Origin of the sequence: Ahrensia marina, assembly GCF_001293565.1 — a bacterium.
In the GTDB taxonomy this organism is placed as follows: Bacteria; Pseudomonadota; Alphaproteobacteria; order Rhizobiales; family Rhizobiaceae; genus Ahrensia; species Ahrensia marina.
The window spans coordinates 60,593-77,124 of record NZ_JXMU01000007.1; the positions used below are offsets into that span (position 1 = coordinate 60,593).

Below are 16,532 nucleotides of genomic sequence, written 5' to 3' on the forward strand. Positions count from 1 at the left end.
ATGGATCCTCTGGAAACTAGACGCTCACGACCAGCTAAATCGAATGTGCAATTGCCCTTGCGGGAGACAGCATCACAAACAGCTGGGCCATACGTTCACATCGGCTGCCTGCCGAATATGGCGGGCATTAAAGGCGTGTTTGATCAGGACTTGACGTCCTATGGTTCAAGAAAATCAGGTGACACTATCAAAATTCGTGGTCACGTCATTGATGGTGACGGCCAGATTTGCCGTGATATGATGTTGGAGTTTTGGCAGAGCCGAAACGGTGGCAAAGGCCTATGGCAGCGCTACGCGACTGATCTTGAAACGGGGCTTTATGAGGTCGAGATTGAATTTCCGAGCGAAATGCGGGATGTCGAAGGAAATGAGATTTCACCGTTTATTGCTGTGTGGATTGTGGCGCGTGGTATCAATATTGGCCTGTCGACGCGAATCTATTTGTCAGAACCTGACAATGATAAACAGTTTAGCCTAATAGATGAAAAGCGGCGCCACACTTTAATCGCCAAGCCACTTGAACTAGCCGGTGAGTACCAGTTTGATATTCATCTGCAAGGCGGGCAGGAAACGGTTTTCTTCGATATATGATCTGGATAGTTGAGGTGCGGCTTTGAGTTATACAATCGGGCCGGATGCGCCGCTCAATGCATTCAATGGCGATCGAGAGATTGAAACGCTATTCACTTTAAAAGCTGATATTCAAGCCATGTTAGAGTTTGAACTAGCGCTGGTAACAGCGCAGGCACAGATCGGTGTTGTTTCAAAAGATCACGCTGAAGAGATTAAGGCTGCAATCGCGGGCATTGCACTTGATGAAGCTGAACTGGCTGCAACATTTAAAAATGACGGTGTACTGCCGCCGTCTCTTGTCCGGCAAGTGCGGAGATCGCTGGGCGACGATTTGCATGCTGACTTTCATCGCGGTGCAACCAGTCAGGACCTTGTTGACAGCAGTGTAATGATGCGGCTTCGCCAAACGGTGGAGTTGGTCGATAAGCGGCTTGTTAGTCTTTCTGACGCGCTTAACGATTTAGTTGGGCGCAGCGCTAAGGGTCAAATCTTGAACGCCCGTACGCGTATGCAGAACGCTTTGCCAATCTCGGCTTTCGAGAAGGTTGAAAACTGGAAGTCACATATCTCAAACTTAAAACGCACCAAGCCGGACTATTTTCCCATCCAGTTAGGAGGTCCGGAAGGCGCGGCGCGTAAATTCGGAGAGCCATATGATGTACTCTGTAAAGCAATCGCAGATAGCTTGGGATTGCATGCGCCCCTCCACCATTGGCAGACTGACCGGCAGCCATTATTGGCAATTGCGAGCTGGTTTTCGTCGGTTGCTACTTCCATGGGTAAAATCGGTCAGGATACTCTGATGATGGCTCAGACAGAAATTGGTGAAATTACACTGGAGTCGCGTGGACTGTCTTCAGCAATGCCGCATAAGAAAAACCCTGTTCTGGCAGAAATAATCGTTGCACAAGCGCGCTATTGCCATGCTCAGATGTCGGGTCTGCAATCAGCCTCGATTCATGAAAATGAACGCTCCGGAAGTTCTTGGTCATTGGAATGGATGCTTTTGCCGGCATTGATCATCACCGCCTCAAAAAGCATCATCAACGCAAATGAACTGATAAAAGGCGCGCAGTTTCAACCGCCTCAAAGCCGGTAACGTGCAATACCAACAATATTAACCGGCATTTACTCGTGCGTTTCTTGTAATCTGTATCGCTGCGTCTTAAGAGCTGTGCAGTAAGTTAAAGGTTGAACACATGACGAAACCGACCATTCGCCTCCATAGTGATGATTTATCTGACGAAGCCGCCGCTCTTTATACAGGCGACGTTGCAATTGACACGGAAACACTAGGTTTAAATCCGCTTCGCGACCGGTTGTGTGTTGTTCAACTTTCGCCCGGTGACGGCTCTGCCGATATCGTTCAAATCGGTAAAGGCCAGAAAAAAGCGCCCAATATCACAGCGCTTTTGAAGGACCGCAAGAAAACCAAAATTTTCCATTTCGGCCGTTTTGATATTGCTGTCATGGAGCATGCGTTCGGCGTGCAAGCCAATCCGGTGTTCTGTACGAAAATTGCATCCAAATTGACCCGCACATATACTGACCGTCACGGCTTGAAAAACCTGACCTCTGAAATGATCGGTGTTGACCTGTCAAAACAACAACAATCATCTGACTGGGCAGCTGAAAAGCTTACGGATGCGCAGATTGATTATGCTGCAAGTGATGTATTGTATTTGCATGAATTGATGGACGCATTAAAGCTTCGGCTCGAGCGTGATGGACGGATGAAAGAGGCGGAAGCCTGTTTCAAGTTTTTGCCAACGCGCGCAAAGCTAGATTTGATGGGCTGGCCTGAACACGATATTTTTTCTCATACATAAGCAGCGACAATGTTTGACAAACCACTGATGATTTTCGATTGCGATGGCGTGCTCATCGATAGCGAAATAATCTACCTTGAAGAAGAATTTCGCGTCCTGACCTCTAATGGTATCGAGGTGGATAAGGCATGGTTTGTGGCCGAGTTCATGGCGCTGGCACAGCCGCTTTGGAAAGATAAGTTTGTCGGCCTTATCAAAGAGCGTGCCGGTGTTGATCTTACCGAAGATGAATTTGAAGCGATGAAGGCGCTGACAAGAGAGCGTATTGCCGCAGAAATCAAAACGGTAGATGGCGTTGAAGATATGCTCTCTGCCCTGCGGACAAAAGCCTGTGTTGCCTCATCAACCCAAATGCAATTTTTGCCTAAAAAGCTGGAGCGGACTAAACTTGCACAACACTTTGGCGACGGTGTTTATTCCGGTGATATGGTCCAGAACGGCAAACCGGCGCCTGACCTATTCCTCTTTGCGGCAAAACAGATGGGCGGCGACGCAGAGAATTCTATTGTCATCGAAGACAGTGTGAATGGTGTGCGCGGCGGTAAAGCGGCAGGTATGTACACAATAGGTTTTACGGGTGGTTCTCACTGTTTTGAAGGGCATGCCGAATCGTTGAAAGCTGCCGGTGCTGATGTCATTTTGCCGTCGCACTCTGCTTTGCTTGAGTGGCTTGCAGCTAATACAAACACGCTCAGCTAGCTTGTTTTTCTGACCACGCCAACACGTGCCATTACATCTATCGGAATGTCATACGTGCTGGTTAAATGATGATCGGTGCGAAGTCCCAAATGGTCGCGCTGAATAAATAGCGTCCATGCTGCATCGGCAGCTTCCTGAACCAGTTCATCACGGTTGCGATTGGCACCGGGCGTCGCATCATGACGCTTTAATGCTTCCAGTGCATCTTCCAGCTTTTTGCCGATACGCCCCAGCGCTACGGCTGTTTCCTGCGCAGCTTCATAGGCAAGCGCATCAAGCGTGTCGCTGCCGGTCTGACCTAGAAATGCATGTGGTGGTTTTAGCATTTCCTTTCCTTTCCAGCCTTAATATAGGCAAAGAAAAACCCGCCGCAACTTTACAGCTGCGGCGGGCTTTAAAAGTAAAAGGACAGACGACTTATTTGTCGTCGCCACCTTTCAAGGCTGCGCCAAGAATGTCGCCGAGCGATGCACCTGAATCGGATGAACCGAACTCAGCCACAGCGGCTTTTTCTTCCGCAATTTCAAGCGCCTTGATAGACACTGAAACCTTGTTGTCTTTTTTGATGTATTGCGTCACGCGTGCATCAACACGTTGACCAACGGAGAAGCGCTCAGGGCGTTGCTCGTCGCGGTCACGTGAAAGGTCAGCGCGGCGGATGAAGCTTGTGACGTCGTGGTCAACAAGTTTCACTTCAAGACCGCCATCGGTTACGCCGGTAACTTCACAGGTAACAACGGCGTTTTTGCGCAATGAACCATCAGAAGCAGGAGCGGCAGAGCCTGAACCTTCGCCTGACAATTGCTTGATGCCCAGTGAGATGCGCTCTTTTTCAACATCAACGTCAAGCACGATGGCTTTAACCATGTCGCCTTTGTTGTAGTCTTCGATTGCTTCTTCACCAGAACGGTTCCAGTCAAGATCAGACAGGTGAACCATGCCGTCTACATCGCCTTCAAGGCCGATGAAGAGACCGAATTCAGTCTTGTTCTTAACTTCGCCTTCAACATGCTGACCAACAGGGAATTGTGTCGCAAAGCTTTCCCATGGGTTGTCCAGTGTCTGCTTAAGGCCAAGAGAGATACGGCGCTTGTCCGGATCAACTTCAAGAACAACAACTTCAACTTCCTGGGATGTTGAAAGGATTTTGCCCGGATGTACGTTCTTCTTCGTCCAAGACATTTCAGAAACGTGGATCAAGCCTTCAATGCCTGGCTCAACTTCAACAAATGCACCGTAGTCGGTGATGTTTGTTACGCGGCCGGTAATTTTTGCTTCGATCGGGTATTTCGCGTCAATGCCATCCCACGGATCGCTTTCAAGCTGCTTCATACCAAGTGAGATACGGTGTGTATCTTGGTTGATGCGGATGATCTGTACTTTCACAGTCTGGCCAATCGACAGGATTTCTGTCGGATGGTTTACACGGCGCCATGCCATGTCTGTGACGTGCAGAAGACCGTCGATACCGCCAAGGTCAACAAATGCACCGTAATCGGTGATGTTCTTGACCACACCTTCAACTGTCTGACCTTCTTCAAGGTTCTGAACAATCTCAGAGCGCTGCTCTGCACGGCTCTCTTCAAGCACTGTGCGGCGTGAGACAACAATGTTGCCACGGCGTTTGTCCATTTTCAAAATTTCAAATGGCTGCGGTGTGTTCATCAATGGTGTCACATCGCGGATCGGGCGGATATCAACCTGTGAGCGCGGCAAGAATGCAACTGCGCCGTCAAGATCGACTGTAAAGCCGCCTTTAACCTGATTGAAAATTTGGCCTTCAACGCGTTCACCGGCTTCGAACTTGGCTTCAAGTTTGATCCAGCTTTCTTCGCGGCGAGCTTTGTCACGTGACAGAACAGCTTCGCCAAGTGCGTTTTCAACACGCTCGACATAAACTTCGACCTGATCGCCGACTTTTAGCGTTCCGTCTTTGGCTTTAGCGCCGAATTCTTTAAGGGCGATACGGCCTTCAACTTTTAGACCGACATCCACAATCGCCATATCTTTTTCGATGGCAGTGATTGTGCCGATAACCACTTGGCCTTCTACGGCATCGTGAGTTTGGTATGATTCATTAAGAAGAGCTTCAAACTCTTCCATTGTTGGGTTCATTTCTGACATTTAGGCTCCAAAGTGCCGGCAATCTTTGCGGGCACAGGCGTCGGGGTTAGCGTTTCAAAAACTTCAGACAGCAATCCGGCCCGTCATATTGGGGCCTTCCGACGCAGAATCGCGGTTTGAAGGTCGTCAATTATTTTCAGCGGCAGCATCAATAATGCTTTTGGCAGCTTCGAACGCCGCCTCTATAGTCATTTTTGACGTATCGAGCAAGTGTGCGTCTTCAGCCGGTTTCAAAGGGCTGTCGGAGCGTCCCATGTCACGCTCGTCGCGCAGTTTGATATCGGCCAGTATTTGCGCTTCATCAGTGTCATTCCCGCGCGCCAGAATTTCATGGTAGCGCCGCGTTGCCCGAACTTCCGGTGATGCCGTGACATAAAGTTTCACGGGCGCATCAGGGCACACAACCGTGCCAATATCACGGCCGTCCAGCACTGCGCCTTTGGCCAAGCTGGCAAATTCGCGTTGTTTTTCAACAAGTGCCTGACGCACATGCGGCATGACGGCGATCTTTGAAGCGGCCTCGCCAACAGCATGGATGGCGAGTTCTTCGCGCTTCATCGTGCCGAGATCGAGCGCCTTAGCCACCTTTACCGCAATTTCCTCATTATCGAGTGGTTGCCCGCTGTCCAAAAGAGCTTTGGCGACCGCGCGATAGGAAAGCCCTGTATCTAAGTGCCTGAGACCATAATGAGCGGCAATCTTTTGCGACAAAGTGCCTTTGCCGGATGCGGCGGGCCCATCTATAGCAACCAGCAGATCCATTATTCGCTCACTTGAATATCAGCACCAAGGCCGCGCATCAAATCCATAAATTCGGGAAAGCTCGTCGCAATCATGGTGGCATCGTCAATATGAACAGCCTTTTCAGAGGCCATGCCCATGACGAGAAATGCCATGGCAATCCGGTGATCGAGGTGGGTTTCAACAACAGCCTGCGCCGATACCGCGCCGAGACCTTTGCCGCCGGGAACGCCTTTAACAGTGAGTGACATTTCGCCCTCATGGCATTCAACGCCGTTGGCTTTCAGACCGCGTGCAACGGCGGCAAGGCGGTCGGATTCTTTCACGCGCAATTCGTCCAGCCCGTCCATATAGGTTTCGCCTTCAGCAAAAGCGGCCGCAACCGCCAGCACCGGATATTCGTCGATCATGGAAGGTGCACGGTCCGGCGGCACAACAATGCCTTTCAGGTCGGATGCACGAACATGCAGATCGGCAACATCTTCACCGCCCGCGTCACGCATATTGATGATGTCAATCTGACCGCCCATTTCCTGCAAGGTTGTGATGAGACCGGTGCGGGTCGGGTTCATAAGCGCATTTTCGATAATGATATCGGAGCCTGGCACAATCAATGCAGCAACAAGCGGAAAGCCGGCCGAAGACGGATCGCCGGGCACTTCGATTGTACGCCCGCGCAATTCGCCCTGTCCATGAATGTGGATATGGCGTGTGCCGTCCGCATCCTCTTCAATTTCAATTTTCGCGCCAAAGCCAGAAAGCATTTTTTCTGTGTGGTCGCGCGTCATAATTGGTTCGATCACTGTCGTAATGCCGGGGGTGTTGAGACCGGCGAGCAAAACCGCGGATTTAACCTGGGCAGACGCCATGGGGACGCGGTAACTAATGGGGTTGGCCGTGCGTGGACCACGCAGTGTAATCGGGCAACGGTCGCCTTCAGCTGCTTCAACCTGAACACCCATTTGACGTAGCGGGTCAAGAACTCGGCCCATCGGGCGCTTGGTCAAGGACGCATCGCCGGTAAATGTTGTTTTCATGTCGTATGTACCGACAAGCCCCATCGTCAGGCGGGCACCCGTTCCAGCGTTGCCAAAATCAAACGGTTCTTCCGGCTCAAGCAGGCAGCCATTGCCGGTGCCGTTGATAATCCAAGTATCACCTTCTTTGCGAATTTGAGCACCCATCGCCTGCATGGCGCGGCCGGTTGCCAATACGTCTTCGCCCTCAAGCAGTCCGGTAACGCGGGTTTCGCTTGATGCCAGTCCGCCAAACATGAAAGAACGGTGAGAAATTGATTTGTCACCCGGAACGCGTGCATTGCCTTTAAGCGGCGGAGATTTGTGTGCCGAAGCTGGTTTGGGCGTGTGATTGTGCATTTTTGACTCTGAACTGAATAGGTCGATTTAATTGAGACTGTGAGCCGGTTATCACGGCACCGTGTGAAAATCACGCCCAGATGCGACTAAACCTTCAATTAGTTTGCAAAGTGCCTATAATGATGACTGATCGTGAAGCATTTGGGCTTTGACTTAAGGCGTCTTTGCCGGTATGCACCCCCGATTATCACGAAAATAATTTACGCTGGAACCGGCATTCGCCGTGGGACATGCGATAATAGCAAGTATTACCGAGGTTTACATTGGCTAAAGCTGAACTTGGAACAAAACGTACTTGTCCTGAAACGGACAAGAAATTTTACGATCTGAATAAAGATCCGGTCGTTTCACCATATACTGGTAAATCCTACCCGCTATCATTCTTTGACCTGCCGACAGGTCCGAGCCGCGCGAAACCTGCGCCGCCAATTCAGGCTGTTCAACCGAAATCCGTTGAGGACGAGGATGAGGATGATTTGGAGTTGGAAGGCGCCGATGTCGTTTCATTGGAGGATGCCGATGATGATGACACTGGTTCCGACGATACAAAGAACATGCCTGACCTTGGCGATAACACCGATGATGATATCGATGACGTTGATCTTGCCGGTGACGACGATGATGACACATTCCTTGCCGATGATGACGACGATGACGATGACGATGTCTCGGGCATGGTGAATGTTTCCGGCGATGACGACGACGATAGCTAAGCGCTTGGAAAAATAATTTATACAACCACTTGATATCGCTCGAATTGAGCGGTATCGGACATTCCACGATAATTCTGAACGACAAGCTTTTCAGCACAGACAGTCGAACAGAATTGCAATACTTGCTGTATTGCTTTTGGGGCCTTAGCTCAGCTGGGAGAGCGCTTGCATGGCATGCAAGAGGTCAGCGGTTCGATCCCGCTAGGCTCCACCAATTTCCCGTTTGAATTCTAGTTTCTGATCGCAGCTTAATAATGAGTAAAAAATAAGCTCTGCCGATCATTCAAGCACTAACCTGATGACCGGCAGAGCTTCGGCTTGTTAAGTCTGTTGGTGTTTGGCTTTTATGCTGCCTGAACGGCTGGTTGCCATTTTGGTAATGGGTCAGAAAGTCCGGTCCAAAGTTCCGGTTCAAATTTAGTTTCGCTGCCTAACAGGGCACTGTCGAGCGCTGCTGTGATAGCGTCTTTGTACATGCCAGAACCGATGAAGACAATTTCCTGACGTCTGTCCCCGAAAGCTTCACACCAATATTTCTCTATATATTTTGAGGTAGATTCGTGATCCGGCCAGCGTTCTCTGGAAACACTCGCCCACCATCTACCGAGTGGCTTGATGCTGCTCAACGCGCCTGCGAGCGAAAATTCTGCAACCCAATCGGGTCGTGTTGCAACCCAAAAATGTCCTTTGGCACGTATGACGCCCGGCAAGGGGCTATTAAGAACATCATGTACTTTTTGAGGATCAAACGGGCGGCGTGCACGGTAAACGAAAGAGGTGACACCATATTCTTCTGTTTCAGGAATATGATCGGCAAAGCCATAAAGTTCTTTTGCCCATAGAGGATGTTCATGCGCCGTATCAAAGTCAAATAATCCGGTATTGAAGATGTCATTTTGCTGAACCACACCATAATCAGTTTCAATGATCCGCGCATCAGGGTTCAGTGCCGTGACGATTTTTCGGGCAGCATCAATCTTTTGCGGGCCGGCAGCATCAGTCTTGTTCAGGATTACAATATCGGCAAATTCAATTTGATCGACAAGAAGGTCAACGAGTGTACGGTTGTCTTCTTCGCCGAGGCTCTCTCCACGCTCCCTGATAAAGTCGTGACTCGAATAATCTTTGAGCAGATTAACGGTATCAACAACAGTTACCATCGTATCGAGCCTTGCAACATCAGAAAGGCTGACCCCGTGTTCGTCACGAAACTCAAATGTTGCGGCGACCGGCAATGGCTCGGATATGCCCGTGGATTCGATCAGCAAATAATCAAACCGGCCTTCGCCGGCCAGCCGTCTTACTTCTGCCAGCAGATCATCGCGCAAGGTACAGCAGATACAACCATTGGACATCTCAACCAGTTTTTCATCTGTGTGAGAAAGATCAGCACCGCCTTCACGTATTAAATCCGCATCAATATTCACCTCGCTCATATCGTTTACGATGACAGCAACACGGCGCCCTTCGCGATTATTGAGGATGTGATTGAGCAATGTGGTTTTGCCAGCGCCTAAAAAGCCGGAAAGCACGGTGACTGGTAAACGGTCGTCATTGGGTCGAGAAGTCATGATGAACCTCAAGGTCAAATAGGGTGAGGGGTTGAGGGCAGATATTTCTGCCCCCGCTAAAGCATTAGTGCTGGAGGCCTGAACCGCCGATTGCGACGACATTGAATGGCAAGCCATCGACTTTGATTGTCTTTTCTTCTTCAAAACTCTTGGAATCAAGAAGACGGACAATTCCTTCACGCGGGTCGGTAACAGCTATTTTATCACCCATAACTGCAATGCGTGGTCTTGGGTCGCGCCAGTGGCCGTCCTTGCTGTAAGGTTCAGTGATTTGAGCGGAATGGCTGATTTCCCCGCTTAAAACATTAAGCGCATTAAGCTTGCCGTCTTCTGTAAAGACATAAGCGGTTTTCACATTTTCAGGATCAAGAACGAAGTGAACATATCGAACAGGTAAACTCACGACTAGATAGGGATTGTCACTTGATGGATCAATTATGACGAGCTTGTCGGCACCATAGTTGCCAAGAAAGAATTGCATTGCTTTGCCTCCTGCAAGCGTTCCGACCTTTCCTTCAGGCATATCGGCAGAATATTCCAGCATTTTGAACTCTGGTGGATTGTTGCCTTTGATGCTGGCAATAATGACACCTTCTTCGCACCCAAATGCCACAAGCCCGGCAGAGTGGGCTTCACCATGAAGGCCGGTGCAAGTGGCAATTTCGGCAACGGTTTCACCGTTTTTGTTAATCGCCTTCACGCCAAGACGCGGTGGCAGATCACCTTCCTTGGTTTCAACCTCCATATTGGGTTCCGAAGCGAGAAAGTAATCACCCATAGGAACAACTACACCGTGGTGTGGCGCTGTTGTTTTTACAGTTTTATAGTCGGAATTTCCCTCTAGTAGGACATCTTCGCTGTAAACACGGGCTTCGCCTTCACGGTCAAAAAACTGAACCATATTACCGCCATGTGCGATCACATGAACAGGTCTTGCGCCTTCCAGCTTAACGGGAAGTAGCGATGGATTCTCCACTTCGATGTCGCTGTGGTCGCCATGGCCTGAAATCGTAATGCCGCTCGCAATGACGTTAACGACATCGTGATCCATTTGCACAGCAAAGATGGTTTTCTTGCTTTTGCTCGGCACGAGATGGGTAACGTAGCCGCTCATGGAGTACTGATCGAGAATCTGCCCTGCATCAGGGTCAAGTACTGTTACTTTAGATGCGGTTTGATCTGATACGAACAAGCGCCAGGCTTCTTTTGTTTCATCATCAGCCAAACTTGTAGAGGTCGCACCTGCGAGTGACATGGTGACAATTCCGGAAAGAAGCGTGAGTTGGTGGAGATATTTTGACATGGAAACCTCAGTGTTATGTAATACAATTACATTTCCATATTGATCTTTTCTGCCCTTGTCTACACCAGCCTGAAAATTCGATGAGATTTCGTTTGCAAGGCACCCGTCTGGGTAACTCAAACGCACGTCATGGGCGTGCGTGATACAGCTGTCAGCCTACTTGGTGAAAAAAAGCTGCTTGGTACTGTGAAATTCTGCAAGTCTTTCGCAGAATTTCCGTCAGCTTGCCAGATTATACTGTTTTGTCTTGCTGTTAAAGAAAGTTGCCAGCGGAGCAGGTTTTCCAAGTAGGTAGCCTTGCGCGTGTGTGCAGCCTGCGGCCCGCAAGATATCGTACTGTTCTTGTGTCTCAACGCCTTCGGCTGTTGTTTCCATCCCGATGTTTCGGGCCAGTGCTGCCACAGCGCTTACAATTGCGCCTGACTGTTCATCTCGAAGCAGTTTCAGCACGAATGAACGGTCAATTTTCAAGCGGTCAAACGGGAACATATTGAGATAGTCTAGGGTTGCAAAGCCGGTACCAAAGTCATCAACCGCAATAGTGATACCGAGCTTTTTAAGTTCTATGAGCTCTTCAATAGCGCCGTTGGCCTCCAGCAGCACCGAGCTTTCCGTAAGTTCCAGTTCCAATTGTGCCGGGGATATATTCGTCCGGCTGAGCGCGGCCTGAACATGAGCGAGAAGTTCGTTTTTGCCCAACTGAAGCGGCGATACATTGACCGACACTTTTTCAGATAATCCATAATTTTTGATGTCAGTAATCGCGCAGCTAATTGCATACTTTCCGACCAGATCGATAAGGCGGTTTTCTTCCGCGACATTAATAATGCGATCCGCTGGGAACCATAGATCACTCTTTTCCGGCCATCGCACCAGCATTTCAAAACCGACACGCTCACCGGATAGAATGGAACAAATAGGCTGATAGTGAAACTCTAACTCGTTGTTCCGGCATGCTGCGATAATAGCATTGTTTTCTTCATCTCTGAGTTTGAGTTCCGCGGCCATCCGCTCGTCAAACACTTCAAATGAACTGCCACCCCGCGCTTTGGCACGATACATGGCCATATCCGCTTGATGGAAGAGCTCTTCGCGTGTCACTTTCCCGCCCTGACCGAATGCGCAACCTATGCTGGCTCCTGGCTTGATCATCTGGCCTCTGATAAGGGCTTCACGCGTTAGGCTGGCTGTCAGTGTTTCAAGGTCATGCTTTATTTTTTTAGCGTCTATGCGTGTTGCGACGTAAGCAACGGCAAATTCGTCGCCGCCGAGCCGCGCGACAATTGCCAGTTCTCCATAGTGTTCGCTCAACCTCAGAGCAAAAAGTTTGAGTAGCTGGTCACCACAAGCGTGGCCGTACTGATCATTCACCGGCTTGAAATCATCAAGGTCAATGATCACCATGACAACGCTGAGGTGCGATTCTATAAGCTCTTTAAATTCATTCTCAAAAGCGTGTCTGTTGAGCAGCGATGTCAGCGAATCGTGATGGGCCGCATAAGCTAGCTTTGTTTCGGCCTGCTTTGCTTCTGAAATATCGTAGTGCGTGCATACCCATCCCCCTTCAGGAAGGGACCGGTTAATTGTATGGATTGTTCGAAAACCGCCCACAGTGCCTATCTGTTCGGTTTGCTTTTTCGCAGCCATGTCTGCGATAATCGTTTCACTGACCATTTTGGGGTCTTCGACAAAGTCCCCGCGCTCGAATTCACAATTGAGAATTTCGAAAAGCGTCATGCCCTTATAGATTTCTCCGTCAGGCTTGTTGAATAGGTCTAGATATTGCTGGTTCCAGAATTTTAACCGGCCCTCAGCGTCAAAGACATTGAGACCATGATCAACGTTGTTGAAGATCGACTGAAGTCTGGCCAGCTCTTTTTCAGTTTCTTCAATGCTTTGAATTGTGCCAAACATACGAAGGTTGTTTTGCGGGTCGTAACTGACCTCGCCGCGGGTACGTACCCGGATTGTTTGGCCATCCGCTCGAATGATTCTTAGTCTTAAATCCCATGAGGAGATTTGTTCAATTGCTGTATTGACCGCTTCGCTGATTATAGCGCGGTCATCGGGGTGGTAGAATTCAATCGCTTTATCAAGCTGTGGCTCGTAGTCGAGTGAGACACCATATATTCGCTTTACTTGGTTTGACCATTCAAGTTTGTTTTCCTTGAGGTCCAACTGCCAGCCGCCAACGCCAGACACTTCCATAATACGTTCGATTGTGAATTCTTCGATCAAGTCGCTTCACCAAATATATAGCCGTGCCGGGGGAGTTACGGCAAATTCCGAGTTACATTTTGCCTTTTAACGATCTTCCGGGGACATGAAGATTCGCACGCGTAGTAATCCGGTAATTAACCAGATCGCTACACGCTGCCGCAGCGGAATGAAGCCGCCAGGATGGAAGATAGGATTGTCATCGAAATCTTAAGATTAGGTCAACTGTACCATTGAGCTAAAATATATTTTTTGCATGCAGTTTCATGCATAGGTGTTCAGTGTACTTATAATCCTTGAGGCGCAATGCTGTGAGCGCCTCAAAAATATTCAACTAAACTGCAATTTATAATCATTAAGTAGTATCAGAAAACGAAATAGACATCGTTCCCGGAGTTTTGCTTAGCGCGCAAGTGCCATAACCGCCATAGCGGGCAGGCGTAGAAGGTCGTGTATCTGGGCAACGCGCTCTTCGTTGTAATAGCCTTCTTCATGGAGGATGTTCATTGTCGCGATCATTTTCCCGCCCAGAATAATGGGCAAGTTAACAACGGAGCCGCAGCCAAGCTTGCCGATTAATTCCGCATCGGGAAAGACTGTGTCTATATCGGCAAGCGTGTTGGCGACGAAGCTTTCATGACGGCCATGCACCTGTTCAAACCAGCTGTTCATCTCAACCGGTTTGGTTCCTGATGTTGGATAGTTTTCAGGATCATCTGTATAAACGCGCCGTGCCAGCATTGCATCCATGTCCGCTGTCATCACAGTGAACAACTTTGCGCCGACAGTTGCTTTTGTCAGCGCGCATAATGCGTCGTAGGCTTGATCGCTTGTTTTGGCCTCAGCGAGTGCGTTTTCAAAGGTTTTCAGCGCTTGTTTCGGCTCGGTCATTCAGTGTCCTTTTTGTCTGGGTTGCCGCCGGATGCGGCATAAAGGGATAAGGAATATGGATCGATGAAGCCACCATCATGCAGTGCGCTTGCAGACGCAATTTCTACAATCCGGCCTTTGTTCATTACGGCCATCCGGTCGCACATAAAGCTCACGACTGGAAGATTATGGGTGACCATCAGATAAGTCAGGTCTTGTTCGCGGCGTAATTTTTTGAGCAGGTTCAAAATTTCGGCTTGTACGGAGACGTCCAACGCGGAAGTCGGCTCGTCCAAAAGCATAACTTTCGGCTCAAGGATCAGGGCCCGTGCAATCGCGACGCGTTGGCGTTGTCCGCCCGATAATTGGTGCGGAAAGCGAAACCGGAAACGTTTATCCAAGCCAACGGCTGCCAGCATTTCCATGACGCGTGCATTGCGGTTGCCAATACCGTGAACCATCAACGGTTCCATAAGCACGGTATCCACAGACTTGCGTGGATGAAGCGAGCCATAAGGATCCTGGAAAACCATCTGGCATTGCTTGGCAGAGCTACGTTCGACCATATGGCTGCGGCTTTGGCCGAGTAGAGATATCTCGCCGGTCCATTCCGGCGCTAAACCCGCAATGGCTTTCAATACTGTGGATTTACCCGAGCCGCTTTCGCCGACCAGCGCAAAGCTTTCGCCTTCTGCCACATCGATATTGACGCCTGTTACGACTTTGTTGTGACCGTAAGAAACGTCGAGGTTTTTTAAAGATATTGCACTCATGTTCCGCTCCACGCGCTACGGTCCAGCACCGGCAACTGATCCCGGTCCTCTTCCATCTTTGGAACAGCGGCGAGTAAACCGCGTGTGTAGGGGTGGGTCGCTTTATGTAGATCTTTAGCGGCGCATGATTCGACCACTTCACCGGCATGCATTACCAGAATGCGGTCGCAATAGCGTGCGACAAGGTTCAGGTCGTGAGAGATAAGAATGAGCGACATGCCCTTATCACGAACAAGTTCGTCAATCAGTTCGAGAACCTGTGCCTGAACAGACACATCCAGTGCAGAAGTGGGCTCATCTGCAATCAACAAATCGGGCTTTGGAATAAGCATCATTGCAATCATGATCCTTTGTCCCATACCGCCGGATACTTCATGCGGATAAAGATTGATCACCCGTTCCGGGTCGTTAATGCGCACGGAATGAAGCATTTCGATCATGCGCGCCTTCATGTCTTTTCGCCCGAGACGCTCGTGGGTTTTGAGAGCCTCGATGATCTGCGCGCCCACTGTCATTACAGGGTTAAGCGAAAACTTCGGATCTTGCATCACCATAGAAACACGTGCGCCTCTTAAGTGCCGCATTTCACGTTCGGATTGTGCCTGAAGATCAATTCCATCAAAGATCATTTTGTCGGCGATTTGCTGACCTGGGCGGCGAACAAGACGCATAATCGCGCGTCCAGTCATTGATTTGCCTGATCCGCTCTCGCCGACGATTCCAAGACGCTCACGGCCTAGAGTAAATGAAAGACCTTTTACGACATCTACGCGCCCACTCGGCGTTGGAAAGCTAACTCTTAAGTTTTCCATTTCCAGTAAAGGTAAGGTCATCATGAGCCTCGCTGTTTAGGATCGAGAACATCACGCAAACCGTCGCCTAGAAAACAAAACCCAAGCGATACGAGAATGATGGCAAAACCCGGCATGGTAGCGACCCACCATTGATCAAGGATAAAGGTACGCCCGCGCGAGATCATGGCGCCCCATTCTGGCAAAGGAGGCTGAGCGCCAAGGCCAAGGAAACCTAGCCCCGCGGCCGTTAAAATGATGCCGGCCATGTCCAGAGTTACGCGCACAATGACAGAAGAGGTGCAGAGCGGAAGAATATGTCGGGTGATAATTCTGGCGTGTGATGCCCCTAGTAGCCGCATTGCGGATATAAATTCAGAATTACGGAATGTTAAAGTTTCAGCGCGTGAGATACGGGCATAGGCAGGCCATGATGTAATCGCGATCGCAATAATAGCATTTTCAATGCCGGGCCCGAGCGCCGCGACAAACGCCAACGCCAAAATCAGCTTTGGCATTGAAAGAAACACATCGGTAATGCCCATAAGAACCTTATCGGTCCAACCGCCAAAATAGCCTGATATCGCACCAATCAGCAGACCGAGTGGCGCAGAAATAACAGCAACCAAAGTAACGATAACCAGTGTAATACGCGCGCCGTAAATAATACGGCTGAATATGTCGCGCCCCAGTTCATCTGTTCCCATCCAGTATTCTGTTGACGGCGGTAGAAGCCGGGCGCCGAGGTTCTGTCCCATCGGGCTGTGGGGTGCGATGATCGGCGCAAAGATTGCCGCCAGCACCAATATCAACAAAATCAATATGCCGATAACGGCCAACGGATTTCGCACAAGTTGGCGCATCATGCGGTAGCTGCTGCCCATGCTTGCCTGAAGCTTGGAACTTGGTGACTGGTCGAGAAGCCATTCTTTTGCTGTGGACATAATGACCT

At 49.7% G+C, this 16,532-nt stretch carries 16 protein-coding genes and 1 tRNA gene; 6 read left to right on the plus strand and 11 right to left on the minus strand.

Annotation, left to right across the window (positions count from 1 at the left end; genetic code table 11):
* The 4 genes from SU32_RS05635 (at window position 1) to SU32_RS05650 (ending at window position 3,101) form a co-directional block, all read left to right on the plus strand.
* On the plus strand, window positions 1-591 hold the full coding sequence (locus SU32_RS05635) for a peptidase associated/transthyretin-like domain-containing protein (protein WP_082376476.1): 591 nt from the start codon (window positions 1-3) through the stop codon (window positions 589-591).
* 22 nt (window positions 592-613) lie between these two features.
* Complete coding sequence (locus SU32_RS05640; protein WP_053998380.1) at window positions 614-1,672, plus strand: lyase family protein; 1,059 nt, start codon at window positions 614-616, stop codon at window positions 1,670-1,672.
* Between the two features lie 100 nt (window positions 1,673-1,772).
* A complete protein-coding gene (locus SU32_RS05645; RefSeq protein ID WP_053998381.1) occupies window positions 1,773-2,402 on the plus strand; it encodes a ribonuclease D in 630 nt (209 codons plus the stop codon).
* Between the two features lie 9 nt (window positions 2,403-2,411).
* Window positions 2,412-3,101: an HAD family hydrolase gene (locus SU32_RS05650; protein WP_053998382.1), complete on the plus strand. Its 690-nt coding sequence runs from the start codon at window positions 2,412-2,414 to the stop codon at window positions 3,099-3,101.
* On the opposite strand, the gene SU32_RS05655 is transcribed toward SU32_RS05650, so the two are convergent.
* The 4 genes from SU32_RS05655 to aroA all read right to left on the minus strand — a co-directional run bounded on the left by SU32_RS05655 (window position 3,098) and on the right by aroA (window position 7,342).
* Window positions 3,098-3,427: a DUF6665 family protein gene (locus SU32_RS05655; RefSeq protein WP_053998383.1), complete on the minus strand. Its 330-nt coding sequence runs from the start codon at window positions 3,425-3,427 to the stop codon at window positions 3,098-3,100. The two genes, SU32_RS05650 and SU32_RS05655, sit on opposite strands and share 4 nt — an antisense overlap.
* Window positions 3,428-3,518: 91 nt before the next feature.
* Window positions 3,519-5,225 (minus strand): 30S ribosomal protein S1, encoded by a 1,707-nt coding sequence (gene rpsA, locus SU32_RS05660; RefSeq protein WP_053998384.1) that lies wholly within the window; start codon window positions 5,223-5,225, stop codon window positions 3,519-3,521.
* Between the two features lie 126 nt (window positions 5,226-5,351).
* The gene (cmk, locus tag SU32_RS05665; protein ID WP_053998385.1) at window positions 5,352-5,987 is read right to left on the minus strand and encodes a (d)CMP kinase; all 636 of its coding nucleotides are present in this window, start codon (window positions 5,985-5,987) and stop codon (window positions 5,352-5,354) included.
* Window positions 5,987-7,342, minus strand: coding sequence for a 3-phosphoshikimate 1-carboxyvinyltransferase (aroA, locus tag SU32_RS05670; protein ID WP_053998386.1), 1,356 nt, complete (start codon window positions 7,340-7,342; stop codon window positions 5,987-5,989). The genes cmk and aroA overlap by 1 nt, the downstream gene beginning before the upstream one ends.
* A 263-nt stretch (window positions 7,343-7,605) precedes the next feature.
* On the opposite strand from aroA, the gene SU32_RS05675 reads away from it, so the two are divergent.
* Both SU32_RS05675 and SU32_RS05680 read left to right on the plus strand, forming a co-directional pair.
* The gene (locus SU32_RS05675; protein WP_053998387.1) at window positions 7,606-8,055 is read left to right on the plus strand and encodes a TIGR02300 family protein; all 450 of its coding nucleotides are present in this window, start codon (window positions 7,606-7,608) and stop codon (window positions 8,053-8,055) included.
* A 138-nt stretch (window positions 8,056-8,193) separates the two neighbouring features.
* Window positions 8,194-8,269 (plus strand) — tRNA-Ala (locus SU32_RS05680).
* Between the two features lie 130 nt (window positions 8,270-8,399).
* Here SU32_RS05680 and zigA read toward each other — a convergent pair.
* From zigA to nikC, 7 genes are all read right to left on the minus strand, one after another.
* Window positions 8,400-9,626: a zinc metallochaperone GTPase ZigA gene (gene zigA, locus SU32_RS05685; protein ID WP_053998388.1), complete on the minus strand. Its 1,227-nt coding sequence runs from the start codon at window positions 9,624-9,626 to the stop codon at window positions 8,400-8,402.
* 64 nt (window positions 9,627-9,690) lie between these two features.
* Complete coding sequence (locus SU32_RS05690; protein WP_053998389.1) at window positions 9,691-10,929, minus strand: metallochaperone AztD; 1,239 nt, start codon at window positions 10,927-10,929, stop codon at window positions 9,691-9,693.
* Window positions 10,930-11,148: 219 nt separating this feature from the next.
* Entirely contained in the window at window positions 11,149-13,167 is a 2,019-nt protein-coding gene (locus tag SU32_RS05695) for a putative bifunctional diguanylate cyclase/phosphodiesterase (protein WP_053998390.1), read from the minus strand.
* A gap of 381 nt (window positions 13,168-13,548) precedes the next feature.
* On the minus strand, window positions 13,549-14,037 hold the full coding sequence (locus SU32_RS05700) for a GAF domain-containing protein (RefSeq protein WP_053998391.1): 489 nt from the start codon (window positions 14,035-14,037) through the stop codon (window positions 13,549-13,551).
* Window positions 14,034-14,789 carry an ABC transporter ATP-binding protein gene (locus SU32_RS05705; protein WP_053998392.1) on the minus strand — a complete coding sequence of 252 codons (756 nt, stop codon included), beginning with the start codon at window positions 14,787-14,789 and terminating at the stop codon, window positions 14,034-14,036. The genes SU32_RS05700 and SU32_RS05705 overlap by 4 nt, the downstream gene beginning before the upstream one ends.
* Entirely contained in the window at window positions 14,786-15,622 is an 837-nt protein-coding gene (locus tag SU32_RS05710) for an ABC transporter ATP-binding protein (RefSeq protein WP_053998515.1), read from the minus strand. Before SU32_RS05710 ends, SU32_RS05705 begins: the two co-directional genes overlap by 4 nt.
* A complete protein-coding gene (nikC, locus tag SU32_RS05715) occupies window positions 15,622-16,524 on the minus strand; it encodes a nickel transporter permease (protein ID WP_053998393.1) in 903 nt (300 codons plus the stop codon). Before nikC ends, SU32_RS05710 begins: the two co-directional genes overlap by 1 nt.
* Window positions 16,525-16,532: the final 8 nt, after the last annotated feature.

Coding starts and splice junctions, on each gene's coding strand:
- SU32_RS05635 (WP_082376476.1), top strand. CDS start 1: ATGGATCCTCTGGAAACTAGACGCTCACGACCAGCTAAATCGAATGTG.
- SU32_RS05645 (WP_053998381.1), top strand. CDS start 1,773: ATGACGAAACCGACCATTCGCCTCCATAGTGATGATTTATCTGACGAA.
- SU32_RS05650 (WP_053998382.1), top strand. CDS start 2,412: ATGTTTGACAAACCACTGATGATTTTCGATTGCGATGGCGTGCTCATC.
- SU32_RS05655 (WP_053998383.1), bottom strand. CDS start 3,427: ATGCTAAAACCACCACATGCATTTCTAGGTCAGACCGGCAGCGACACG.
- rpsA (WP_053998384.1), bottom strand. CDS start 5,225: ATGTCAGAAATGAACCCAACAATGGAAGAGTTTGAAGCTCTTCTTAAT.
- cmk (WP_053998385.1), bottom strand. CDS start 5,987: ATGGATCTGCTGGTTGCTATAGATGGGCCCGCCGCATCCGGCAAAGGC.
- aroA (WP_053998386.1), bottom strand. CDS start 7,342: ATGCACAATCACACGCCCAAACCAGCTTCGGCACACAAATCTCCGCCG.
- zigA (WP_053998388.1), bottom strand. CDS start 9,626: ATGACTTCTCGACCCAATGACGACCGTTTACCAGTCACCGTGCTTTCC.
- SU32_RS05690 (WP_053998389.1), bottom strand. CDS start 10,929: ATGTCAAAATATCTCCACCAACTCACGCTTCTTTCCGGAATTGTCACC.
- SU32_RS05700 (WP_053998391.1), bottom strand. CDS start 14,037: ATGACCGAGCCGAAACAAGCGCTGAAAACCTTTGAAAACGCACTCGCT.
- SU32_RS05705 (WP_053998392.1), bottom strand. CDS start 14,789: ATGAGTGCAATATCTTTAAAAAACCTCGACGTTTCTTACGGTCACAAC.
- SU32_RS05710 (WP_053998515.1), bottom strand. CDS start 15,622: ATGACCTTACCTTTACTGGAAATGGAAAACTTAAGAGTTAGCTTTCCA.
- nikC (WP_053998393.1), bottom strand. CDS start 16,524: ATGTCCACAGCAAAAGAATGGCTTCTCGACCAGTCACCAAGTTCCAAG.